The organism is Kitasatospora sp. NPDC048545 (genome assembly GCF_040651155.1).
In the GTDB taxonomy this organism is placed as follows: domain Bacteria; phylum Actinomycetota; class Actinomycetes; order Streptomycetales; family Streptomycetaceae; genus Kitasatospora.
This window is the reverse complement of sequence record NZ_JBEZIQ010000011.1, coordinates 29,258-51,438: the sequence shown is the minus strand read 5'-3', so window position 1 is coordinate 51,438 and position 22,181 is coordinate 29,258. Positions and strand designations below refer to the sequence as shown.

The 22,181-nt window shown below is 74.5% G+C and carries 26 protein-coding genes; 10 read left to right on the top strand and 16 right to left on the bottom strand.

Annotated features, from left to right (window positions below; all coding sequences use genetic code 11):
- Nucleotides 1-385: 385 nt before the first annotated feature.
- Both AB0D10_RS13120 and AB0D10_RS13115 read right to left on the bottom strand, forming a co-directional pair.
- Nucleotides 386-958, bottom strand: coding sequence for a hypothetical protein (locus tag AB0D10_RS13120; protein ID WP_360254954.1), 573 nt, complete (start codon nt 956-958; stop codon nt 386-388).
- 13 nt (nt 959-971) lie between these two features.
- Nucleotides 972-1,415 carry an ATP-binding protein gene (locus AB0D10_RS13115; RefSeq protein ID WP_360254952.1) on the bottom strand — a complete coding sequence of 148 codons (444 nt, stop codon included), beginning with the start codon at nt 1,413-1,415 and terminating at the stop codon, nt 972-974.
- A gap of 545 nt (nt 1,416-1,960) precedes the next feature.
- On the opposite strand from AB0D10_RS13115, the gene AB0D10_RS13110 reads away from it, so the two are divergent.
- From AB0D10_RS13110 to AB0D10_RS13100, 3 genes are all read left to right on the top strand, one after another.
- Complete coding sequence (locus AB0D10_RS13110; protein ID WP_360254950.1) at nt 1,961-2,692, top strand: XRE family transcriptional regulator; 732 nt, start codon at nt 1,961-1,963, stop codon at nt 2,690-2,692.
- Nucleotides 2,679-3,146 carry an NUDIX domain-containing protein gene (locus tag AB0D10_RS13105; protein WP_360254948.1) on the top strand — a complete coding sequence of 156 codons (468 nt, stop codon included), beginning with the start codon at nt 2,679-2,681 and terminating at the stop codon, nt 3,144-3,146. The genes AB0D10_RS13110 and AB0D10_RS13105 overlap by 14 nt, the downstream gene beginning before the upstream one ends.
- A 166-nt stretch (nt 3,147-3,312) precedes the next feature.
- Nucleotides 3,313-3,531, top strand: a complete 219-nt coding sequence (locus tag AB0D10_RS13100) for a DUF397 domain-containing protein (protein WP_360254946.1) — start codon at nt 3,313-3,315, stop codon at nt 3,529-3,531.
- Between the two features lie 4 nt (nt 3,532-3,535).
- On the opposite strand, the gene AB0D10_RS13095 is transcribed toward AB0D10_RS13100, so the two are convergent.
- From AB0D10_RS13095 to AB0D10_RS13080, 4 genes are all read right to left on the bottom strand, one after another.
- Complete coding sequence (locus tag AB0D10_RS13095; protein ID WP_360254944.1) at nt 3,536-3,916, bottom strand: VOC family protein; 381 nt, start codon at nt 3,914-3,916, stop codon at nt 3,536-3,538.
- Nucleotides 3,917-4,252: 336 nt separating this feature from the next.
- Nucleotides 4,253-4,780 carry a cupin domain-containing protein gene (locus AB0D10_RS13090; protein ID WP_360254942.1) on the bottom strand — a complete coding sequence of 176 codons (528 nt, stop codon included), beginning with the start codon at nt 4,778-4,780 and terminating at the stop codon, nt 4,253-4,255.
- A 151-nt stretch (nt 4,781-4,931) separates the two neighbouring features.
- On the bottom strand, nt 4,932-5,393 hold the full coding sequence (locus tag AB0D10_RS13085; protein WP_360254940.1) for a MarR family transcriptional regulator: 462 nt from the start codon (nt 5,391-5,393) through the stop codon (nt 4,932-4,934).
- A 120-nt stretch (nt 5,394-5,513) separates the two neighbouring features.
- A complete protein-coding gene (locus AB0D10_RS13080; protein ID WP_360254938.1) occupies nt 5,514-6,476 on the bottom strand; it encodes a hypothetical protein in 963 nt (320 codons plus the stop codon).
- A gap of 186 nt (nt 6,477-6,662) precedes the next feature.
- On the opposite strand from AB0D10_RS13080, the gene AB0D10_RS13075 reads away from it, so the two are divergent.
- Nucleotides 6,663-8,180, top strand: coding sequence for an alpha/beta hydrolase (locus AB0D10_RS13075; RefSeq protein ID WP_360254936.1), 1,518 nt, complete (start codon nt 6,663-6,665; stop codon nt 8,178-8,180).
- Here AB0D10_RS13075 and AB0D10_RS13070 read toward each other — a convergent pair.
- Nucleotides 8,135-9,343, bottom strand: coding sequence for a helix-turn-helix domain-containing protein (locus AB0D10_RS13070; RefSeq protein WP_360254934.1), 1,209 nt, complete (start codon nt 9,341-9,343; stop codon nt 8,135-8,137). The two genes, AB0D10_RS13075 and AB0D10_RS13070, sit on opposite strands and share 46 nt — an antisense overlap.
- 138 nt (nt 9,344-9,481) lie before the next feature.
- On the opposite strand from AB0D10_RS13070, the gene AB0D10_RS13065 reads away from it, so the two are divergent.
- A complete protein-coding gene (locus tag AB0D10_RS13065) occupies nt 9,482-9,631 on the top strand; it encodes a hypothetical protein (RefSeq protein WP_360254932.1) in 150 nt (49 codons plus the stop codon).
- Between the two features lie 98 nt (nt 9,632-9,729).
- Here AB0D10_RS13065 and AB0D10_RS13060 read toward each other — a convergent pair whose 3' ends face one another.
- On the bottom strand, nt 9,730-10,659 hold the full coding sequence (locus AB0D10_RS13060; RefSeq protein WP_360254930.1) for a LysR substrate-binding domain-containing protein: 930 nt from the start codon (nt 10,657-10,659) through the stop codon (nt 9,730-9,732).
- A gap of 65 nt (nt 10,660-10,724) precedes the next feature.
- On the opposite strand from AB0D10_RS13060, the gene AB0D10_RS13055 reads away from it, so the two are divergent.
- Nucleotides 10,725-11,510, top strand: coding sequence for an NAD(P)-dependent oxidoreductase (locus AB0D10_RS13055; protein WP_360254928.1), 786 nt, complete (start codon nt 10,725-10,727; stop codon nt 11,508-11,510).
- 74 nt (nt 11,511-11,584) lie between these two features.
- On the opposite strand, the gene AB0D10_RS13050 is transcribed toward AB0D10_RS13055, so the two are convergent.
- Complete coding sequence (locus tag AB0D10_RS13050; protein ID WP_360254926.1) at nt 11,585-12,652, bottom strand: AraC family transcriptional regulator; 1,068 nt, start codon at nt 12,650-12,652, stop codon at nt 11,585-11,587.
- Nucleotides 12,653-12,797: 145 nt separating this feature from the next.
- Nucleotides 12,798-13,190 carry a RidA family protein gene (locus AB0D10_RS13045; RefSeq protein ID WP_360254924.1) on the bottom strand — a complete coding sequence of 131 codons (393 nt, stop codon included), beginning with the start codon at nt 13,188-13,190 and terminating at the stop codon, nt 12,798-12,800.
- A 357-nt stretch (nt 13,191-13,547) separates the two neighbouring features.
- On the opposite strand from AB0D10_RS13045, the gene AB0D10_RS13040 reads away from it, so the two are divergent.
- The gene (locus tag AB0D10_RS13040) at nt 13,548-13,688 is read left to right on the top strand and encodes a hypothetical protein (RefSeq protein ID WP_360254922.1); all 141 of its coding nucleotides are present in this window, start codon (nt 13,548-13,550) and stop codon (nt 13,686-13,688) included.
- Nucleotides 13,689-13,777: 89 nt separating this feature from the next.
- On the opposite strand, the gene AB0D10_RS13035 is transcribed toward AB0D10_RS13040, so the two are convergent.
- Together AB0D10_RS13035 and AB0D10_RS13030 are read right to left on the bottom strand one after the other, a co-directional pair.
- The gene (locus tag AB0D10_RS13035; protein ID WP_360254920.1) at nt 13,778-14,194 is read right to left on the bottom strand and encodes a VOC family protein; all 417 of its coding nucleotides are present in this window, start codon (nt 14,192-14,194) and stop codon (nt 13,778-13,780) included.
- A 5-nt stretch (nt 14,195-14,199) separates the two neighbouring features.
- Entirely contained in the window at nt 14,200-14,580 is a 381-nt protein-coding gene (locus AB0D10_RS13030) for a helix-turn-helix transcriptional regulator (protein ID WP_360255258.1), read from the bottom strand.
- 236 nt (nt 14,581-14,816) lie between these two features.
- Between AB0D10_RS13030 and AB0D10_RS13025 the strand changes: the two genes are divergently transcribed.
- Complete coding sequence (locus AB0D10_RS13025; RefSeq protein ID WP_360254918.1) at nt 14,817-15,941, top strand: PP2C family protein-serine/threonine phosphatase; 1,125 nt, start codon at nt 14,817-14,819, stop codon at nt 15,939-15,941.
- A 28-nt stretch (nt 15,942-15,969) separates the two neighbouring features.
- Here the strand turns inward: AB0D10_RS13025 and AB0D10_RS13020 are convergent, their stop codons facing one another.
- Nucleotides 15,970-17,286, bottom strand: coding sequence for a deoxyribodipyrimidine photo-lyase (locus AB0D10_RS13020; protein ID WP_360254916.1), 1,317 nt, complete (start codon nt 17,284-17,286; stop codon nt 15,970-15,972).
- Between the two features lie 64 nt (nt 17,287-17,350).
- Nucleotides 17,351-18,865 carry a phosphatase PAP2 family protein gene (locus tag AB0D10_RS13015; RefSeq protein ID WP_360254914.1) on the bottom strand — a complete coding sequence of 505 codons (1,515 nt, stop codon included), beginning with the start codon at nt 18,863-18,865 and terminating at the stop codon, nt 17,351-17,353.
- Nucleotides 18,866-19,208: 343 nt separating this feature from the next.
- On the opposite strand from AB0D10_RS13015, the gene AB0D10_RS13010 reads away from it, so the two are divergent.
- Nucleotides 19,209-19,844 carry a carbonic anhydrase gene (locus AB0D10_RS13010; protein WP_360254912.1) on the top strand — a complete coding sequence of 212 codons (636 nt, stop codon included), beginning with the start codon at nt 19,209-19,211 and terminating at the stop codon, nt 19,842-19,844.
- Between the two features lie 162 nt (nt 19,845-20,006).
- Nucleotides 20,007-20,642, top strand: coding sequence for a flavin reductase family protein (locus AB0D10_RS13005; RefSeq protein ID WP_360254910.1), 636 nt, complete (start codon nt 20,007-20,009; stop codon nt 20,640-20,642).
- A 71-nt stretch (nt 20,643-20,713) separates the two neighbouring features.
- Here the strand turns inward: AB0D10_RS13005 and AB0D10_RS13000 are convergent, their stop codons facing one another.
- Nucleotides 20,714-21,352, bottom strand: a complete 639-nt coding sequence (locus tag AB0D10_RS13000) for a hypothetical protein (protein ID WP_360254908.1) — start codon at nt 21,350-21,352, stop codon at nt 20,714-20,716.
- Nucleotides 21,353-21,656: 304 nt separating this feature from the next.
- Nucleotides 21,657-22,097: a nuclear transport factor 2 family protein gene (locus tag AB0D10_RS12995; protein WP_360254906.1), complete on the bottom strand. Its 441-nt coding sequence runs from the start codon at nt 22,095-22,097 to the stop codon at nt 21,657-21,659.
- Nucleotides 22,098-22,181: the final 84 nt, after the last annotated feature.

The window sequence follows — 22,181 nt, the reverse complement described above, 5'->3', positions numbered from 1 at the left end:
GCACCCCCTTGTAAGCCCTCCGGGCCGGGTGTGACGATTTGCAGCGGCGTCACCAGGACCTGCGGGTCCGGAACCCGGGGGGCGCTGTTCACTCCGACAATCTCGGGAACATCGGCAGCGGGCCGTGTTGGCGCATGGGCCCGTCCGAACAGCAGAGACCGCCCGGCCCCAGCGGCCCAGGCGGTCTCTCTGCGTTCCCGGCGGCCCTCCCCCGGCCTGCGTCGCAGCGCCTCTTCGGCCGAACCGGCACCCGGCGGAGGGGATCGCCGACCCGCCCGGCCGGGAGGTGGCCTACCCCCGAGACCGACGAGGTCCAACACACCAGGACGGCCGGGGTGCGCGCAGGAAGTCGGCGGGGTCGACTTCCTGCGCGCGGCACGGCCCTTCAGGTGCGGACGGCGTGGGTGGCGGCCTGGGTGCGGCAGTGGGCGAGGGCGTATCCGATGCGGGTGTCGGGGTTGGGGGTGGTGGTGAGGAGTTCGCCGGCGGTGACGAGGGCGGTCCAGTAGACGGCGGGGTCGCCCGTGCGGGGCGTGGGGTGGGCGGCGGCGAGGGAGAGGTAGGCGGTGGCGAGGTTGCCGGTGGTGAACCAACGGGTGAGGCCGTGTTGGTGACCGGACCGGATGCCGCCCATGGCGTCGACGGCGGTGAGGAAGTGGGCGACGATCGCCCGGCCGGTGGGGTCGAGGGTGACCGGGACGTCGAACACACCCAGGGCTTCGAGGAGTTCACCGGTGTCGGCCTCGGAGCTCGGGCGGGGGTTCGCGAGCAGGGCGTGGTAGCAGTCGTTGAGGCGGCGGGTGACCTCGGCCAGGGGGATGGAAAGGGCCAGGCACACCGCCCGCGCGGACGGCAGCGGTTCACGGGTGCGGCGGGCGAGGAGGGCGTAGGCGGCGGCGGGGGTGGTGCCCCGGGAGAGGGCGTGCCGGGCGAGGGTGGTCAGGGAGGGCGAAGGCATCGGGGCGCGGCTTTCAGACGGTGGCGGGGGTGACGGTGACGACGGGGAGGGAGGGGGCGACGAGGGCCCAGACGAACTTGCCGATGCCGCCGGAGCGCGGGCAGCAACCCCAGCGCTCGGCCAGCTCGTTGACGAGGAACAGCCCCCGCCCGCACTCCTCGTCCGGCATGGAGGAGCGAACGGAGGGACGCCCGGAACCGGCGTCGTGCACCTCGATGCGCAGGCGGTCGCCGACGACGGCGAAGCGGACCTCGATCAGCCGGTCGGCGGGCGCGTCGGAGTGCCGGACCGCGTTCGCGAACAGCTCGCCGAGCAACAACTCGGCGACATCGGCGTAACGGTCCCCGAAGGGAAGGCCGGCGAGGTAGGCCCGGAGGAAGTGGCGGGCGAACGGCGTGGAGGCGGTGCGGGAGTCGAGCCGGGCGGCGAACGTGCGGGGGCGGCAGGCAGCGAGCATGGCGAAGTACCTCGGGGGGTGGAATGGGGCGTACGGAGGGAGCGCACTGCCACGCTGCGCGTGTCTGATTCGGCGCCACCCAAATGTCCTGGCGTTACAGCTTGATCGCATGTAATGAGAGATCGTCGAGCTGGCAATCGGCGGTTGGGCACCGACCCCCCTGCGTACGTTGAGTCCGATCACGACGCGATCCGACGGCGGGGACGAACTCAACGACGGCGGTCACGATTCGTCGCCGAGGCATGTGGGGTGTGCAACGACCGCCCAACCGAGCGGGGCCCGACCAGACCTGGTGGGCGTATGGACGTGGCCGACCAAGCCGACTCGCCACCCTCGTCACCGCAGCGGATGCGGGATGCGGCCTGAAGCTGAACGTGGGTGGGCAGCGCGGCATCTGTCACGCTCGAATCGTCGGGCAGCCCGACAGGACGTCATACCGCGTTTGCAGGACTTTTGGGACATCTGACTGGTAGACCTTGAAACGTCCCTAACTGGAAGGCCGGCCGATGAACATCCCACTCCGTGACGCAATGGTCCGTGCCAACATGACCTCGTCCAAGCTCGCGCGTGCGTGCGGTGTCGACCCCAAGACCGTCGACCGGTGGCTCTCAAACCCCTCTCGCGAGCCCCACGCCCGACACCGCGCAGCGGCCGGACAGGCTCTCGGCGAGGAGGAAACCGTGCTCTGGCCATCCGTGCAACAGCTTGTGAAATCGGGCCCGGATCGGGAGCTGGTGCAGATGTACCCGTACCGATCGGCAGCGCCGGCAGCGTTGTGGCGTCAACTGCTGAAGGGGGCAACCCGGGAGCTGACGTTCGCCGGGTACACCAACTACTTCCTGTGGCTGGAGCACGCGAACTTCGGCAGCCTCCTTCGACAGAAGGCAGCAGCTGGTGTTCGGGCCCGCTTCATCCTGGGCGATCCCGAACATCCGGTCACCCGTCAGCGCGAGCTGGAGGAGGATGTCCCACTGAGCTTGTCGACCCGGATCGAGGTCACTCTGTCCGAACTGGCCAAGCTGCGGGACACGTCGATCGAGGCACGATACGAGACCGCGCACGTCTCACTCAGCGTCTTCCGCTTCGACGACGACATGATCGTCACGCCGCTGCTGCCCGGTAGGATCGGACATGACGCCCCGATGATGCACTTCAGGCGGGCCCAGGACGACGGGGTGTTCGATCGCTTCGCCGGTCACGTCGAGGACTTGTGGGCGAAGGGGCGTGATGTGTGGACGATCCCGACAGCGGAGGTGGTGGATCATGCCCAGGCGTGACTACGAGGACGATCCGAACGCCCCCGAGGCGAACTCGCTGGTCCCGGCCGCGTCCGTCGTCGTGGTCGACGGTGCGGGCCGTGTCCTCCTCCAGCGCCGTACCGACAACGGGATGTGGGCCCTGCCTGGCGGCAGGATGGACATCGGGGAGTCGCTCGCCGGGTGCGGCATCCGCGAGACGCGCGAGGAGACCGGCCTTGATGTCGAGATCACCGGGATCGTCGGCACCTACACCAACCCCCGCCACGTCTTCGCCTACGACGACGGAGAGGTCCGCCAGGAATTCTCCGTCTGCCTCCTCGGGCGGCCGGTCGGCGGGGAGCTGCAGGTGTCCGACGAGTCCCACGAGGTGGCGTGGTTCACCCCGGCCGAAACGGACGGGCTGCCGATGGTGGCGAGCATCCGGAAGCGGCTGGCCGACTGGCGCTCCGGGGCGATCCCCGTGGTGCGCTGACCGCAGTTCGCCGGTGGGGTCACCAACCCGCCACCCGGTGAAGGCCGCGCGAGGATCCGCCTCCGAAGCCACGGCCCGCCGGACGAGACTTCGACCTCACCCAGCGGTGTACTTGCGCCGACTGAATCGCGCGCCCTGATCGCCGAGGCGCTGGAAGGGTTCAGAGATGATGCGGAACGAGCTCGACACAGCCAGCTGGCGCAAGAGCAGCTACAGCGGCCCGGACGGGGGCGACTGCATCGAGGTGGCCCCCGGATTCCTGCCAGGCGCCGTGCCGGTGCGTGACTCCAAGGACCCCGACGGCCCCTCCCTCATCTTCCCGACCGCCGCGTGGAGTTCCTTCATCACCGCGATCCGGGACGGCCAGTTCCCCGTCGAGGGCTGACCCCCTACCGCCGGCCGGACGGGCTGCCGATCCGCAGCAGGTTTCCACTGCGGTCGACCAGCGCGAACTCCCGCATCCGGTAGGCGGTGTCGACGGGCGGCGCCAGCCGGCTGCCGGTGGCCGGGTCGGTGGGCACGCCGAGCCGCTCCCACTCGCGGTGCAGCGCGTCCGCGTCGCGGACCTGCAGGTAGCAGCTGCCGGCCGTGGTCAGTGGGTCCACCCGGGGGTCGTGGCGGAAGTGCAGCTCGACCGTGCCCCGGGCGAGGATCAGGTAGCCGTCCTCCCCGTCCCAGCGCCCGCGCGGCTCGAAGCCCAGGCGGGCGTAGAACTCCAGGGTCTCGTCCGGGTCCCGGCTCGGCAGGATCGGCACCGCGTACTCGTCCACGGCACCCACCGTAGGACACGCCACCGACGCCCACCCACGCACCGGATCACCCGCGCCGTGAGGCGGGGCACGGGCGCGGCCGCCGGCGGGGGTCATCCCCGCCGGCGGCCGCGTGGTCGGCCGCTCAGCCGTTCAGCACTGGGGGCGGCGGCCGTGGTTGGCCCCGCGCCTGGCCCTGGCCTTCTTCTTGCGGCGGCGCTTCGACGACATGGCCACTCCTCTCGCAACCGGGACACCCCTGGTCTTCCACCGTTCCACACCCGGCCCGTCCCGGCCCGTCGAGCGGGCGCGGGCCGGGGCGCCGGGCACCGAAACGTGGAGGCCGACGCCGGTCGCTCAGGCGCGGCGCTCCAGGGCGGCGCGCCAGGCGGGGCTGTCGACGTAGTGGTTGTCGAAGCGCTCGGAGGAGGCGGCGATGGCCGCCGGCGGGGTCTCGCCACGCATGACGCTGCCCAGCAGGCGCAGGTAGTCGAAGCGGTCCATGCCGGGGGTGAAGATGCACAGCACGTCGGCTTCGGCGCCGGGCGCGGCGGCGAAGGCATGCGGGGTGTGCGGGGGGACGGCGAGGAAGTCGCCTGCGCCGAGGACGGTGACCTCGTCGTCGACGAGGACCTCCAGGGAGCCGCTGATCACGAAGAACAGTTCCCAGGCCTTGGTGTGGAAGTGCGAGGGGGCTCCGGCGGCGCCTTCGGAGAAGGTGGAGCGGTAGACGGTGAAGCCGCCCTGTCCGGGGTCCGTCTCGGCGAGCAGGGTCATGGTGGCACTCGGGTCGGCGCAGGTCTCGGCTTCGGCGCTGCGGGTCAGGACGGGGGCCTGCGGGGCGGTGGCGGTGGCGGTGGTGGCGGTGTTCTTCGTCGTCGTCATGTGATCAATCTACGGCCGAATAGACCCATGATCATGTGGCAATCATCAACAGCTTTCGTGGGTCAATTCTCCCCGGCCCCCATCCCTCCCCCGATATGGCGAAGGAGGCTCCGACCGTGGTCGGAGGCCTCCTTCGAGGGGCCGGCGGCGGTCAGTCGGGGAGGTTCCCGTTGCCGCCCAGATTGGCCACCATGCGGCGCAGCACGTTGATGGTGGTGACGAAGTCCTCGGGGTCGACGCCCACGTGGGTGCGTTCGTGGACGCGCAGGTTGCGTTCACGGGCCCGCAGGCGTCCGGCCTCGCCGTCCTCGGTGAGGGTGAGGGCACCGTCGGCGTCCTCGACGAGCCAGCCGCGGGCGATCAGGTCGTCGAAGACGGCGCCGAAGTCGGTGTCCTGGTCGTCGTAGGGGGTGAGCCGTTCGACCAGGGCGGTGCGGTTCCAGCCGCCCGGTTTGCCGGCGGCGTGGTTGAGCGTCCACCAGTGCGGCTGGGTGAGGCCTTCGACCGCCAGCTGTTCGCGCAGGCCTCCCACCACGAGGCGGCCGGCCAGTCCGGCCCACGCCCCGATGGGCTGGGCGGCGATGACCTCCGGCGCGTACGTCTTGATCGTCACGTCCCGCACTCCTTCGCATCGTTCGCTGACTGATCGTCAGGATGCGATCGACGGTAGGACCTCAAGTCGCCTTGAGGTCAAGCCGCCTTGAGATCGGGGTGACGTGGGGCCGGGGTGGGTTCAGGCGGCGGCCCGGTCGTGGGCGCGCAGGGTGAGGAGGGCGGCGAGGGTGACGCCGGGGCGGGCCTCGACCTCGGTGGTGGGTGACCAGCGGGCCCAGCGGATCGGCCAGCCGCCGTCCTCCTGCTGCTGGGCGGCCAGGTGGGCCAGGCCGCGGTGCAGCTCGCGGTCGGTGAACCAGGGCCGGGCCGGGCTGTCCGGGGTGGGTGCGTAGTCGTGCGGGAGGTGGTGCTCGCCGGGGGCGTAGCCGGCGGCGAGGCGGGCCCGGTCGGGGTGGTCGGGGTCGAGCAGGACGATCCGCTGGTCGCGCACCAGGTCGCCGAGGCGGCGGGCCTGGCGGCGGGCCCAGTCGCGGTCGGGGGCGGCGGCGAGGAAGGTGACGGCGGCACCGGCCTCGTACGGGTGGGTCTGTTCCAGGTGCTCGACGGCGTGGCGGCAGAAGGCGGTGGCCCGCTCGATCCAGGGGTGGACGGTGCCGGAGCGCAGCAGGGGGGCGACGATCTGGCCGGTGGCCAGCAGGTCGGCGTCGGGGTGGTCGGGGACGGGCAGGAACGGCGGGCGGGGGTAGGGGCGCAGGGTGGGCAGGACGGCGGGGACGCCGCCGTCGGGGGTGGTGCGGGCGGTCAGCCAGTCGCAGATCCGCCGGGCCCGTTCGCCGTGCAGGGCGCCGGTCTCCTCCAGGACGCGCAGGGCGGCGGGCACGGCGATGGGCTGGGGGGCGGGGCCGCGGACGTCGGGTTCGAGGCCGAAGGCGTAGCCGCCGTCGGGGGTGGTGTAGGCGTCCAGTGCGGCGAGCGGCCCGGCGGGGTCGGCGAGGTCAGCGGGGTCGGCGGGGTCGGCGGGGTCGGCGGATCCGCCTGCGTCGCCGAAGTGGAACGCGAAGCGGCGCTGTTCCAGGACGCGCCCCGAGGTCCACAGGAACCGGCCGGCGCGTTCGAGCATGCTGTCGTTCACCCAGGTCATGCCCACGACGGTAGGTCGGGGACGGCCCGGAGGCCTTGAACGAATCGGACGAACGGATCGGACGCGCGGATCGGACGCACGGCGGCGGTGTCGTCGTGCTGCCCGCTCCCCCGGCCGGACCGGACCGCCGACACGCCCGAAACCTGCGGCCGGATTGTTCGTCAACTGCCTTCTAGGGTGGGTGACATGAAGTCGATACCGACGCTTGCCGCCGCCCTGGCCCTGTCGGCGGCCGCCGTCCTCACCGCCGCCTCCCCCGCGCCCGTCGCCGCCCCCGGCGCCCCCACCAGCGCCGGGGACCCGCTGGAGCGCTACCGCCGCCAGCCGCTCGCCTGGGCGCCCTGCCAGGACCCGCAGCCGGCCGCCGCCAGCGCCGAGTGCGCGACCCTGACCGTGCCGCTGGACTACCGCGAGCCCCGGGGCCGCACCCTGTCCCTGGCGGTCTCCCGGATCAGGGCCGCCGACCCGGCCCGGCGCCGCGGCATCCTGCAGACCAACCCCGGTGGCCCCGGCGGGCGCGGGCTGGCCATGCCCGTCGAGCTGCGGGCCGCGATGGCGCCCGCGACGGCCGCCGCGTACGACGTCATCGGCATGGACACCCGCGGGGTCGGTGCCAGCGGCGGCCTCGACTGCGGCCTGGTCAGGGGCAGTTGGCTGCGCTCGGTGGGCACCGGCCGGGCCGGCTTCGAGCAGGCCTGGAACCTCGCCGCGGCCGACGCCGACGCCTGCTGGAGCAGGTACCCCGATCTGCTGCCGCATCTGACGACCCGCAACATCGCCCGCGACACGGACGTGCTGCGCGCCGCCCTCGGCGAGCAGCGCACCTCCTTCTTCGGGCAGTCCTACGGCGCGCTGCTCGGCGTCGTGTACGCGCAGCTGTACCCGGAGCGGGTCGACCGCCTGGTCCTGGACAGCGCGCCCGACCCGGCCCGCTACGGCATCCGGATGTTCCAGGACATGGGCGGCGCCAACGAACGCGCCCTGGACGACTTCGCCGCCTGGGCCGCCCCGCGTGACGCCGTGTACGGCCTGGGCGCCACCCCGGCGGCCGTGCGGGCCACCGTCGAGGGGCTGGTCCGCCGGGCGGGCGCGGCGCCGATCGCGATCGACGGTTTCCGCCTCGACGACCGGCTGCTGCCGGTCCTGCTCGCGGTCTGCCAGGGCGACGACCGTGACAGCGCCGACTACGCGGACGTGCTGCGCCGGCTCCTGGACGCCGCCGACGGCAAGCCGGTGCAGGCGGGCCCGCTCCTGCACGAACTGCTGGCCACCGTCGTCGGCCCGGGCCCGGAGGGCGGCGCCGACCTCGCGGCCGCGATCGGCATCCTGTGCGACGACGTCGCCATGCCGCGCTCGGCGCAGTGGTACCGCGACGCCGTCGACCGCGCCCGCCCCGCCCAGCCGGTCTTCGGCCCGGTCTACAACGGCCCCACGCCGTGCGCCTCCTGGCGCCGCGCCCCGCTGGAGCCGCTCGTCGAGGTGCGCACCGCCGTCCCCGCCCTGCAGGTGCAGTCCACCGGCGACACCCATGCCCCCTACCGGGGTGCCCTCGCCCTGCACGCCCGGATGCCCGCCTCCCGCCTGGTCACCGTGCCCGGTCGCGTCCACACCGTCTACCTCAACGGCTACAGCCCGTGCGCCCGACAGGCCGTCGACGCCTACCTGTCGACGGGCGCGCTGCCGGCGGCGGACACCTCCTGCTGAGCGGGGCCGGCTACGGCCCCCTCGGTCAGCACCTGCTTCGTGACATCCACGCTCCTCCGGAGATCCTCGACCCACTCGTCACCGGTGCCCTCCGGTACCGCCCGAGGCCTCTCGACGATGCTGCTCAGGAGGTCGAAGTCCAGGTCGCCGTTTCCGTGATCCGTGCAGGCCTTGTGGAGCCGGGCCAAATGCTCGACGGGCGCGACGACAGTCATCGACTCCAGGAGACGCACACGTTCCTTGCTCCACCTGGATTCGCCGGCGAACCAGTGGAAGAGATCGACGGGCTTCCGCAAACGGACGAGGGAGTGTTCGATCTTGACACTGTCGTGGAAGCGGCCGAGGGACCGGAACTCGTTCGCAAGGCGCACGATGTCCCCGACAGGATGGCCCAGTGCGATCTGCTCGATGATGCGGTCGGCGGCGGCGTCCTCGTCGGCGTCGCGCAGGTAGGCCACCGAGGCGCAGATCCCCGCCAGATCGCCCGTGCCGCCGCTCTCCCACACCGCCAACTCGGCGTCCGTGGCCCGGGTGATCCGGTCGAGGGTCTCGGTGTCCCGGTCCCGCAGTCTGAGCACGGCCCCCGCCTGCCGGATCTGGTCCTCCAGCTGCGCGATGCGGTCGAGCGCCGTGTCCCGCTCCTCGGTCAGCGCGCGGACCTCCTCCCGGCTGTGGAGGGCCAGGTCCTCCAGCGCGTCCTCCGCGTCCTGGCGCCGCTTGCGCTCGTCATGGAGGTCCCGTTGAAGGTCGGCCAACTCCTGTACGGCTTCGGCGCGGTGGCGGTCCAGGTCCTCCCGGGCGGTGGCGAGTTCGAACTCGCGGGCCTGCAGCGGGCTGCGCACGCACGCGGCCGCGTACATCAGCGCGCGGGTCGCCGCGACCTCCTCCGCGTTCACGTCCACGCCCTCGCACTCCGCCGCCAGCGCGTGGAGCCGGGCGGCGATCTCCCGGCGCGGCACCTCCCGGCCGTTGAGGAACTTGGACAGCCGGGTCCGGTCGACGCGGATCCCGTCCCCGCTCAGCCGTTCGGCGAGGTCCTCCGAGGACAGGCCGGTCCGGGCCCGCAGTTCGCGCAGGCGTTCGGCGCAGCGCCGCTCCGGCTCCTGCAGGCGTTCGTCCAGCGGGGCCAGCCCCCGCCGCGCGGGCATCTGCTCCCGGGTCACGCCGCGCTCTCCTCCGTGTTGCACCGTCGGCAAGTTGCGTTCTCCCGCCGCAAGTCGGGGTTGCGACCTGACGCAACCGCCCTGCGGCCCATTGTGCTGGGGGACGTACCGGGTTGTCGCAATCCCCTGGAGATTCCCATGCGCCGTCAGCAGCGTCCGCAGCGTCCCTTCCTGGAGTTCCGGGCAGGCGGCTTCCGCCTGACCCTGCAGTCCCGCCCCCGCCGGCTGTTCCTGCTCCTCGGCCCCGCGCTCACCACCGTGGCGGGTGTCCTCGCGCTGCGCCGCTGACCAAAGGGGGTCCGCGGACGCCGGACGGCCCCTCACGCGCGGGTGCGTGCGAGGGGCCGTCGTCACGGAGGCGGTCGTTCACCGGAAGCGTCGTTCCCCTACTCCCCCGCCGCCGTCCCGGCCGCCGCCGTCACCGCCCCCGCCCCCGCCGCCTCCCGCAGGAACCCGGTGAACGCCGCCACCGCCGGCGGCACCCGCCGGCCCCTGCGCGTCACCGTGTACACGTGCCGGACCGGGGTGTCGTCGGGGTGCAGGGGGACGAGGGCGAGGTCGGGGCGGGCGGCGCGGGCGGCGAGGGCGGGGATCAGGGTGGGGCCCAGTCCTGCGGCGACGAGGCCGAGTTTGGCGGTCCAGGCGCCGACGGCGTACTCGATCCGGGGCCGGAAGCCGCTGCGCAGGCAGGCCGCGAGGAGGGTTGATTCGGCGTGGCGGCGGGCGGCGATCCAGGGTTCGTCGGCGAGTTCGGCCAGTCGCAGGCGCTTGCGGCCGGCGAGGCGGTGTCCGGGCGGCAGGGCCACCAGCACGGGGTCGTCCAGCAGCGGCCGCGGCTCGAACTGTTCGCCGTCGTAGGCGTCCTGCCCGTACGAGGCGACCACGGCGAGGTCGATCGTGCCGTCGGCGAGCAGGTCCAGCAGGTGGGCTGAGAGGCCTTCGGTGAGGCTGATCTCGACGTGCGGGTGCGCGGCGCGGAAGGCGGCGAGCGCGCCGGGGACGAGGGCCGCGTTGGCGCTGTCGAAGGCGCCCACCCGCAGGTGTCCGGCGGTGAGTTCGGTGAGGGCGGCGAGGTCGCGCCGGGTGGTGTCGAGGCGGTCCAGCATCGCCTCGGCGTGCGGCAGCAGGGCGCGGCCGTGTTCGGTCAGCCGCACGCCGCGGGCCAGCCGGTCGAACAACGCGGCGCCCAACTCCCCTTCCAGTGTGGCGATCTGACGGGAGATCGCGGACTGGGTGAAGCCCAGCCGTTCGCCGGCGGCGGTGAAGGAACCGAGGTGTGCGACGGTGCGGAAGACGTCCAGCCAAGCCATGTCCATCCCGCATGGCTACCATGCGGGACATTCGCTTGTCGCCTGGCTCGTGGCTGCCTAGCGTTGCGGCCATGGAGAAGATCGCATTTCTGGGGCTGGGCCGCATGGGCCTGCCGATGGCCCGTCGCCTCGCCGCCGCCGGCCACCCGTTGACCGTCTGGAACCGCTCCCCCGGCCGCGCCGACGGCCTCACCGAGGCCGCCGGCCCGGCGGAGGCCGTGCGGGGCGCGGGCGTCGTCGTCACCATGCTGTCCGACCCGGCGGCCGTCGCCGAGGTGGCCGGACGGTTCACGGCGGAGCTGGCGCCGGGCGCACTGTGGATCGACATGTCCTCGATCGGCCCGGCCGCCACCGCCGGACTGCGCGAGCGGCTCCCCGACGGCGTCGCCCTGGTGGACGCCCCGGTGCTCGGCAGCGTGGGCCCGGCGGCGACCGGCGACCTGACGGTCTTCGCGGGCGGCGAGGACGCCGACCTGGACCGTGCGCAGCCCGTCCTGGAGCAGCTGGGCCGGGTGCGGCGCTGCGGCGGCCCGGGGTCGGGCGCGGCGCTGAAGGTGGTGGTGATCGGCGCGATCGTGGCCTCGGTCACCGTGGTCGGCGAAGTGCTGGCGGCAGCCGAGGAGTTGGGCGTGTCGCAGGAGCTGGCGCGGGAGGTGCTGGCGGCCGGGCCGCTCGCGGGGGTGGTGGCCCGGGCGCACAGCGCGGACTCGGACTTCCCGGTCCGGCTGGCCGCCAAGGACCTCGCCCTGGCGGGCGGCGGCCGGGTCCTGTCGGCGGCCCGCGAGGTGCTGCTGGCGGACCCGTCGATCGCCGAGCAGGACCTGTCGGCGGTGGTGGGCTCCCTGCGGCGGGCCTGACGGGCCCGGGGCCCGTAGTCGAGCCCCGGCGCGGACGGCGTACCCGGAGTCCGGGGCGGGTCCGGGGGCGGGTCCTACGCCACCCGCCCGGCGGCGGCCAGGGCCTGCCGGCGGTGTTCGCCCGGGGTCTGGCCGTAGGCGGCGCGGAAGGCGCGGGTGAAGTCGGAGGCCCGCGGGATGCCCCAGCGGGCGGCGACGGCGTGGACGGGCAGGGTGCGCAGGGCGGGGTCGGCGAGGTCACGGCGGGCGCTCTCCAGGCGCTCGGCGCGGATCCAGCCGGCGAGGGTCCGGCCCTGGGTGTGGCGGGTGAACAGGCGGTGCAGGTAGCTGACGGAGACGTGGTGGGCCGCGGCGATCGCGGTGGGGGTGAGGCCGGGGTCGGACAGGTTGCGGCGGACGAAGGTGCGGACGTTCTCGACCAGGGCGCGCTGGCGGGCGTCGTCGGGGACGGCGGCCTCGGTGTCGAGTTCGCGGGCCAGCCAGGCGGTGACCAGGTCGATGACGACGGTGCCCAGGCGGGGCGTCTCGGCGGGGCCCAGGAGGGCGGCCTGGCGGTCCAGGCCGAGGAGGAAGTCGGCGAGCAGGGCGCTGGTGCCCTCGTCGCGGGAGAACCCCCGGCCCATCACCTCGCGCAGCCGCTGCGGCGGGAGCGGCAGCGAGGCGGCCGGGAAGTCGATGCCCAGCGCCTCGATCCGCGGCTCGCCCCGGCCGGCCCGGGCGGCCCCGATGCCCCGCACGTCGTAGGGGTGGGAGCTGTCGACCACGTACAGCCGGCCGGCCCCGAACGTCGTCACGCGGTCCCCGGACCCGCGGGTCTCGCGGGTCAGCGCCAGGGCCCCGTCGAGGACCAGCGTGAGGTGGTACACCTCCCGGTCCGAGCGGCGCACCATGCCGGCGCTGCGCCGGAAACGCGAGGGCGGGAACGACGACCTGAGCAGGGTCGCCTGGCCCAGCTCCAGGCGCCGCATGTCGGCCCGGAAATCGGCGGCGTGCACGCTGGTCATCTCGCTGTCCCGGGTGCGGCCGATCAGCTCCCGCCAGTAGTCGAACCGCTCCGTGGCGGGCAGGTCCTCGCTCCGGAACGCGTCCGTGCCCGCCGTCGGCGCCTCCGCGCCCGCCGCGCCCGCCGTCCTCGCCCCCACTGCCTTCCTCCGCCTCCCCTTCGGCCCTCCGGCCTTCCACCGTCGTGCGCCGCCGCGCCGCCGGCGCCGATCGGCCCGGCGGCACCGAAGAACCTACAAGGCCGGGCCCGGATCCCCCACCGGGGCCCGGCCGGGGCCCCGGGGCCTAGTCGAGGATCGCGTCGACCTCGACCTCGACCAGCCACTGCTCGTCGATGAAGCGCGACACCTCCACGAAGGTGCACGCCGGGCGGATCGTCGCGAAGCGTTCGCCGTGGGCGCGCGCGGCCTCCTTCCACCGCGAGATGTCGGTGAGCATGATGCGGGTCCGCACGACGTCCTTGAGCGAGGCGCCCGCCTCCTTCAGGGCGGCCTCGGCGATGTCCAGGCAGCGCACGGTCTGGCCGTGGACGTCGCCCTGCGCGGCCGCCGTGCCGTCCTCCGCGATGGGGGCGGTGCCCGCGACCGCGACGTACGAGCCCTTGCGCACCGCCCGGGAGAAGCCGATCCGCGGTTCGAGGGGCGAGCCGGAACTGACGAGCTGTCGAGTGTTCTCCATGGCGCCATCGTGCCGCACTAGTGCACCCGTCGCCGCCCCCGGCGCCCTCCCGCCTGCGGAAAGGCCCCGGCCGGGCGCCCGGGAGCGGCCCGGGGCGGCCCCGAACACCCGGCTGCACTACCTGCTCGGCGCCGGACGCACCGTCGTCGAACGCATGGGCCTGAGGCACCCGAGCCCCCGTACCGGGGAACGCGCACCCGGAACCCGCGCCGGCGAACCCGCACCACGGATTCGCCCGGGGGCTTGAACCTCACCCGACGTCAGGAGGGATCCTCCTGCCATGCCCACCGAACAGACCTGGAAGGTCGGTCCCCTCGCCGAAGCGAGCGGCCTGACCGTACGCACCCTGCACCCCTGGTGACCGCCCTGGCCGGCACCCTGCCCGTCCTCACCCCCGCCGTCCTCGCCGCGGCCGCCGGTCTCCTGCCCTGGTCGGTCCCGGCCGCCGTCACCACGGCCCTGCTCCTGCGCGCCTGCCTGCGCCTGCTCGCCACCTGACCCCGGCGGACTCCGGCCCGGCCCCACGGGGGTGGACCGGACCGGAGCCCGCCGGACCCGGCTCCCGCCCACCGGGCGGGCGGGGCAAGCTACGTCGTGCGGGGCTGGTTGAAGCGGAGCATGTTGCCGGAGGGGTCGCGGAAGGCGCAGTCGCGGACGCCGTAGGGCTGGTCCATGGGTTCCTGGAGGACTTCGGCGCCGGCGGCGCGGATGCGTTCGAAGATGGCGTCGCAGTCGTCGGTGCGGAAGATGACGCCGCGCAGGAGGCCCTTGGCGAGGAGCTCGGCGGCGGCGTGGCGGTCGTCCTCGGAGGCGTGCGGGTCGGCCAGCGGGGGTTCCAGGACGATTTCGACGCCGGGCTGGTCGGGCGAACCGACGGTGACCCAGCGCATGCCTTCGAAGCCGACGTCGTTGCGGACCTCGAAGCCGAGGACGTCGCGGTAGAAGGTGAGGGCCTTGTCGTGGTCGTCGACGGCGATGAAGCACTGGGCGAGTTCGATGCTCATGCCGGTCACGCTACGGGAGGCGTCCCGCCCTTGGCTTCCGTGTTCCTGACCGGGCGGGTGCGGATCTTGGCGATGCAGGCGGGGATGGCGGCGCCGTCGCCGTGGTCGCGGGCGCGGTAGGCGCTGGGGCTCTCGCCGACGAGTTCGGTGAAGCGGGTGCTGAAGGAGCCCAGCGAGGTACAGCCGACCGCCATGCAGACGTCGGTGACGCTGAGGTCGCCGCGCCGCAGCAGGGCCTTGGCGCGTTCGATCCGGCGGGTCATGAGGTAGCTGTACGGGGTTTCGCCGTAGGCGGTGCGGAAGCTGCGGGAGAAGTGACCGGAGGACATCAGGGCGGTGCGGGCGAGGGCGGGGACGTCGAGGGGCTGGGCGTAGTCGCGGTCCATCCGGTCGCGGGCCTGTCGCAGCCGGACGAGGTCGGCCAGGGGGACGCGGGTCGCGCGGGGTTCACGGGTGGACACGGCAGCCACCGTACCGACTGCCGGTGACAGCCGGCGTGTTCCCCCGTCCGGCGCGGCCCGTTGGCGCCGGTGCCGCCGGGCCGACGACCCTGGGGGGACGCTCGGGCGCGGATCGGTGCGCGAGGCGGACGGCGGAGCGGACGGGCGGAGAGGGCGGCGGGGTGGAGAGCAACGGAACCGTCCCGCGCGCGCCCGGCAACCGGGCGGTGGTGCTGGGGGTGCTGGCCGCCACCGTCGTCCTGCTGCTGGCGCAGGCGGTCAGTGGGACCAATGCCCGGCTGGTGCTGCTGCTGGTGTTCCTGCCCGCGTTGCTGGCCGGTCTGGGCACGGTCGCGCAGACGGTGGCGGTGTCGGTGTGGGTGGCGGTCGTGGTGGTGGTGAGCACGGTGCTGTTCCCGCCGCCGGCGCTGGAGGCGCGGGTGGGCACCCTGGTGGCGGTGGTCGGTGCGGAGGCCGCGGTGATCGGGCTGTGCACGCGGCGGGTGCGGCGCGAGCGGGAGCTGTCGCGGATGCGGCAGAGCGCGGTGGCGTTGCAGCGCCAGTTGCTGCGTCCGCTGCCGGTGACCACGGCGGACGTGCGGCTGGACGGGCTGTACCGGCCGGTGGAGGAGGACGCCATGGTGGGTGGCGACCTGTACGACGTCGCCGAGACCCCGTTCGGCACCCGGGTGCTGGTGGGTGACGTGCAGGGCAAGGGGCTGCCGGCGATCGGTACGGGCTTCGCGGTGCTGAGCGCGTTCCGGGAGGCGGCGTTCCGGGAGGCGGAGCTGACCGGTGTCGCGGACGCGCTGGAGGCGGCGGTCGAGCGGCACAACGCGTACGCGGTGCAGAGCGGTGAGCAGGAGCGGTTCGTGACGGCGACGGTCCTGGGCCTGCACGGGCCGGGCGGGCGCGAGGTCGGGGCCCGGGTGCAGGCCGTCAACTGCGGCCACCTCGCCCCGTACCTGCTGCGTGCGGACGGCCGGGTGGAGTCCGTGGCGTTGCCGGCGGGGATCCCGCTGGGCCTGGCGTCGCTGGCGGAGCCGGCGGGCGGGGCGGGGCCGCGTGTGGTGCGGCGGTTCGCGTTGCCGGCGGACGGGGTGCTGGTGCTGCTGACGGACGGCATCACGGAGGCGCAGGACGACTCCGGGGTGTTCTACCCGGTGGAGCGGGGTCTGGCCGAACTCGCCGGGACGCCGGCCGGGGCGCTGCCGCAGGCCCTGGACGAGCGGGCCCGGCGGTGGAGCGGCGGGCGCAGCCGTGACGACGTGACGGTGCTGGCCGTGCGCGGCCCGGGGGCGCCGTAGCCGTGCGCCGCGCCACTGGCCGGCCGGGTCAGCCGGTGGCGTGGATGCGGGCGGTCAGGGCGTCCGGGGGAATGAGGGGGTCGGGGTAGTCGAGGGGTCCGTCGTGGGTCCAGGGCTGGTGGACGGTGCGGCCGGGGAGGTGGGCGAGTTCGGGCAGCCAGCGGCGCACGTAGCTGCCGTCGGGGTCGTAGCGCTCGGCCTGGCGCAGGGGGTTGAGGACGCGGTTGGGGCGGGTGTCGTTGCCGGTGCCGGCGATCCACTGCCAGTTGAGCTGGTTGTTGGCGAGGTCGCCGTCGACGAGGAGGTGGAGGAAGTGGGCGGCGCCGGGGCGCCAGTCGTGGCGCAGGGTCTTGGTGAGGAAGGAGGCGGTGATCAGGCGGGCGCGGTTGTGCATCCAGCCTTCGTGGGCGAGCTGGCGCATGCCGGCGTCGACGACGGGGTAGCCGGTGCGGCCTTCGCGCCAGGCCTGCAGTTCCTGGTCGTCGTGGTGCCAGCGGGTGCCGCGGGGGCGGTAGTCGGTGTGGGCGGCGGCGGGGCGGGCGGCGAGGACCTGGTGGTGGAAGTCGCGCCAGGCGAGTTGGCGGACCAGGGCGTCGGCGCCGGGGCCGCCGCGGGTGGCGGCGCGGTGGGCGAGTTCGGCGGCGGACAGGCAGCCGAAGTGCAGGTAGGGCGAGAGGCGGGAGGTGGCGTCGGCGGCGAGGTCGTCGTGCAGGCGGTCGTAGTCGTCGGCGTCCCAGGCGCGCAGCCGGCGGCGGGCGGCGCGTTCGCCGCCGGGCGGCAGGGCCGGGGAGGTGCCGGCGGGGGCGGTGGGCAGCGGGTCGCCGTGCGGGTGGTCGGGGGTGGCGAGGGTGCGCGGGGCGGGCAGGAGGGGGCGGCGGTGGGCTTGTTGCCAGGCGTGCAGGTAGGGGGTGAAGACGGCGTAGTGGTCGCGGCCGGCGGGGGTGACGGCGCCGGCGGGGACGACGGTGAGTCCGTCGTGGAGGTGGAGCCGGTCGCCGAGGGCGCGGCGCAGGGCGGTTTCGCGGCGGGTGGCGAAGGCGGAGACGCCGGCGGCGGTGTGGACGGTGGTGGCGTCGCATTCGGCGGCGGCGCGGGCGGTCTGTTCGGCGGTGTCGCCGTGGCGCAGGACGAGGCGGGAGCCGGCCGCGCGCAGGGAGCGGTCGAGGTCGGCGAGGGCGTCGGCGAGGAAGGCCCGCCGGTTGGGCGGGGCGAAGTCGGCCCTGTCGACGGCGGGGTCGAGGACGAACAGGGGCAGGACCCGGTCGGCGCCGGTGCGGGCGGCGTGCAGGGCGGGGTTGTCGTGCAGGCGCAGGTCCTGGGTGAACAGGACGACGGCGGTGCTCATCTCGGGGGCCTCGTACGGTGGGGCGGCGGGGTTCGGCGGTCGGTTCCCGGCGGGGGTCGGGTCGTCAGTGGTTCGGAGCCGCCGGGGGAACGGATTGGGCGGAGCGGGGCCGGTAGACGGTGAGCGCGGCGTGCGCCTTGGACAGGTGCAGGGCGCCGCGGGCGGGGACGGACTCGCCGTCGACGGCCATCCGGGTGGCGTCGCCGAGGGAGTCCAGGTGCAGGGCGCGCAGGCGGGTGGTGCGGTAGACGCGGGAGCGGTGCAGGGTGCCGGTCAGCAGGGCGGCGACCAGGCGGGTGCGGGCCAGGGGCGCGGAGCCGTCGACGACCCGGACGTCGAGTTGCCCGTCGGCGAGGGCGGCGCGGTGGGTGGGGGTGACTCCGGCCGGTTCGTAGGCGCCGTTGCCGGCGAACAGCAGCCACAGCCGGTGGGTGCGGCCGTCGGCGTGGACGGTGACCGGTTCGGCGGTGGGCAGGAGGGTGGCGGCGGCGACCGCGAGGGCCGGCCACTTGCCGATGCGCTTCTCCAGTTTCTCGCGCCGGCGGACGAGTTCGGGGTAGAGGCCGAGGCTGAAGGTGTTGACGAAGACCCGGCGCGCGCTGTCGTCGGTGGCCAGGGCGAGGTCGACGCCGACGGCGCTGCCGTCCTGGACTGCCTCGGCGGTGTCCTGGTGGGTGGCGGCACCGAGGTCGAGGGCGAAGTGGTTGAGGGTGCCGCCGGGGAAGACCGCCAGCGGCAGGGTGCGTTCGACGGCGAGGGCGGCGGCCAGGTTGACGCTGCCGTCGCCGCCGCAGACGCCGAGTGCGCCGCCGGCCCGCGCGGCCCGGTCGGCGGCCTCGGTCAGCATCTTGGCCAGGTCGTCCTCGGGCCCGCACACCCGGACGTCCGCCTCGGGCAGCAGGGTGCGCAGGGTCTCGGCGGTGTCCTCGGGGCCGGGGGCGACGGGGCTGCCGTTGCCGGAGCCCGCGTTGACGACCACGGACAGGCCGCGGCCCTGCGGCAGGGCGGGGGCGGGGCGGCGGGCCGGGGCGGCCGGCGGCGGGGCGTCGCAGGAGCGCGGCCACCAGTGCAGGGTGGCCGCGGCGGCCGCGGCGCCCAGGGCGGTGCCGGCGAGGACGTCGCCGGGGTAGTGCGCGCCGGTGTAGACGCGGGACAGGGCCACGGCAGCGGCGAGCGGCGCGACGGCCGCGCCCAGCAGCGGGGACTCGATCGCCACGCCGGTGGCGAAGGCGGCCGCGGAGGCGGAGTGGCCGGAGGGGAAGGAGGTGGTGACGGGCTGTCGCAGCAGCCGGCGCACCTGCGGGACGGGGTCCAGCAGGGGGCGGGGGCGCCGGGTGGCGTGCTTGGCGACGGTGTTGGCGGTGGTGGAGGCGAGGGCGAGCGAGCCGAGGCCGCGCAGGGCGGCGCGCCGCCCGGTGCGGCCGCCGACGGCGCCGAGGACGGCGGCGGTGCCCGTCCACAGCAGGCCGTGGTCGGCGGCCCGGCTCAGGGTGCGCAGCCAGGTGGCGGTGCCGTGCAGCGGGGCGGCGGCGATCCTGTCGAACAGGGCGCGGTCGAGGGCGTCCAGCCGGGCCGTCACCGACCGGGGCGCCGTGAACCCCCGTGTCGTGAAACCCCGTGCCGTGAACCCCCGTGTCGTGAACCGCAGCCTGCCGGGCCGTGCGCCGTCGAGCCACGCCGCTGCGGTCCGTACCGCTGTGAGCCGCTTCGTCCCCATCTGTCGCTCCCCTGCCCTGCCGGTCCCGGGCCTCTTTGTCCCCGATTGCTCCATCCGTTGACCCCGTTGTCCGTCTTCAAACCCCGCTCGGTGCGGGCGGCGGTGCAGCGGGGCGGGTGTGACGGCGTGTCGCGGCGGCGGGCGGCGGTGAGAGACCGGTCACCCCCGGCTGCGGGGCCCACCTGCGGCGATCTAGGGTGCTGGCATGATCCCCACACCGATATCCGACCCGATCTCCGATCCCCGCCAGGCGCTGCGGATGCTGCTGGAGGGCAACGCCCGGTTCGTCGCGGGCAGCCCGGAGCACCCCAACCAGGACGCCGGCCGCCGGGCGGCGCTCGCCCCGGCGCAGCGGCCGTTCGCGGTGCTGTTCGGCTGTTCGGACTCCCGGCTGGCCGCCGAGATCATCTTCGACCAGGGCCTGGGCGACCTGTTCGTGGTGCGCACCGCCGGGCACGTGACCGGCGCGGAGGCGCTGGGCAGCATCGAGTACGGGGTGAGCGTGCTGGAGTGCCCGCTGGTGGTCGTGCTGGGGCACGACTCCTGCGGTGCGGTGGCGGCGGCGCTGGACTCCCTGGAGCAGGGGCAGCTGCCGGGCGGTTTCGTGCGGGACGTGGTGGAGCGGGTGACCCCGAGCGTGCTGTCCGCCAGGGCGGCGGGCATCGAGGACCGGGACGCGATCGTGGACGAGCACATCCGCCAGACCGTGGACCTGCTGGTGGAGCGTTCGCAGGTGCTCGCCTCCAGGGTCGCCGCGGGCGAGGCGGCCGTGGTGGGCCTGTCCTACCGGCTGCATGACGGGCAGGCCCGTCAGGTCGCCGCCCGGGGGCCGGTGGGCTGACGCCGGGTCGGACGGCCCGGGACTGCCGTCCCCGGGCCCCGGGACCTGCGGGAACTGCGGGAACTGCGGGAACTGGATGTCCGATCACCGCCAGCGCCCCCGTACGGGCGGGGGCAGAGTCGGTGACCGACAGCGGTTCCCCTACCCAGGACGGCCATTCCCGTGCACAAGGTCACCGATCTCAAGGTCCTCTACTTCGGCACCCCGGTGGTGCTGATCGGCTCGCGCAACGAGGACGGCAGCGCCAACCTCATGCCGATGTCCTCGGCGTGGTGGCTGGGGCAGTCCTGCGTGCTGGGTCTGGGCAACACCTCCCAGACCGCCGTCAACCTGCGGCGCGAGGGCGAGTGCGTGCTCAACCTGCCGTCCTCGGCGCAGGTCGACGCCGTGAACGCCCTCGCGCTGCTGACGGCGAACCCGCGCATCACCGAGTACCGGCGGGAGCAGGGCTACCGCCACGAGCGGCGCAAGTTCGCGGCGGCGGGGATGACCGAGCTGGCGGGCGAGTTGGTCCGGGCGCCTCGCGCAGCGGAGTGCCCGGTGCAGCTGGAGTGCCGGCTGGAGGCGGCGACGCCGATGGCGGGCAACGAGCGGTGCACGGCCTTCGAGGTGACGGTGGTGCGGGCGCACGTCGAGGAGGGCCTGATCGTGCCGGGCACCGACCACTACGTCGACCCGGTCGGCTGGGACCCGCTGATCATGAAGTTCTGCGAGTTCTTCGGCGGCGGCGGGCGTCTGTCCCCCTCCCGGCTCGCCGAGGGCTGGCGGATGCCGGGGCGCCTGACCTCCGCCGTCTGACCTCCGCCGTTTGACGGCCGCCCGCCGGGCCGGGGCGCCCGGCGGCCGCTCACCGGCCGCTCACCGGCCGCTCACGGCGCGATGGTCTCCCCGCAGGAGTCGCACACCCGGGTCGCCGGCAGCTCCAGGAAGCAGGTCGGACAGATCGCCGGCGGGCGCGGCACGGCCGCCGCCGCACCGGTGGTGGTGGTGGTGGTGGCCGCCGCGGTGCGGGGGGCGGCCTTCTTGCGCGCCACCGAGGCCAGCAGGCGCGGGGCGAGGGCGGGCGTGCCGCCGTCGGCGGGCAGGTCGGCGCCGAAGTGCCGGTAGCAGGCCAGACGGGCGGCGGCCGCGTGCTGTTCGCGGTCCATCTCCTCGACCAGCGGCGGCTGCCCGGCCACCGCCAGCACCTCCTGGTAGGCGGGGCCGACCTTGCCGTCCGTCGCGTTCACCACCAGGGCCGTCAGCGGCGGGTCCCCGCGCCGGTGCGCCTCCAGGACCACCAGGGACAGCACCTTGCCGATCCAGTGCCGGTGGTTGACCCGGGTGCGCACCCCGGAGGCCTCCTGGAGCGCCTCGGCCAGGTCCGCGTAGCTGATCACCGCGTGGTAGCGGCCCGCGACCTCGACCAGGGCCGGGTAGGCCGCTCTGGTCCACACGATGTGCGCCTGGGTGGCGCCGACCGCCACACCGTCCGACACCCGCCAGTACCCGCGCTGCTGCTCCGCCATCCGTCCGCCCCTGTCCGCCTCGTCCGTGCCCGTACGCAGGCCTCCGCCGTGAGCGAGGCTACCCCGCTGCGGAGAACCGCGGGCGGCCGGGGGCGGGCACGGCGGGGTCCGGCGGGGGCCGCTGCGGGGCCGGGGCGTCCGGGCTTGACTTCAAGTCCTGTTGAAGTTGTCGAATGGCACCCGACCGCAGCCGTACGGGCACCGCGGTCGATGCCCCGCCCGTACGGAACCCGTACCCGGGGCCGGGGCCGCCGTCTTTCCGATCGTGCCGTCGGCGGCCCCGGCCCCCGGGTCGTTCCGGGCGCTACGCGCCTTCCAGGGCCGCCACGAGCTGGGGCAGGTTGCCGCCGGCGACGGCGAGGGCCAGGTGGTCGTGGTAGTCCCGGCTGTGGACGATCAGGCCGTCGCGGACCCGCAGCACCAGGACGTTGGCGACCTCGAAGTCCCGCCCGGTGTCCCGGTGGTGCGCCCGGTAGTCGAACTGCGCGACGATCACCTCGGGGTCGTCGGTCTCCCGGACCACCACGTTCTGCGCCTGCAGCTCCAGCGGCGTGTGTGCGCCGAGCTGCCCGAACCGTTCGGCGATGACGGCGCGCCCCTCGAAGAGGCGCGGACCGACCGGCTGGAAGACGGTCTCCACCACCGCGTCCTCGGCGTAGAGCCGGGCCAGTTCGGTGAACTTCCCCCCGGTGATGCCCTCCAGCAGCTCGGAGAAGACCTCGCGCGGCGACGGCGTTTCGGACATGATCAACCCCCACGGGACACGTCACTGGAATCGGACCAGCGACTCCGCTTAATACGATACGGACCAACCACTCCGGTTGTCCAC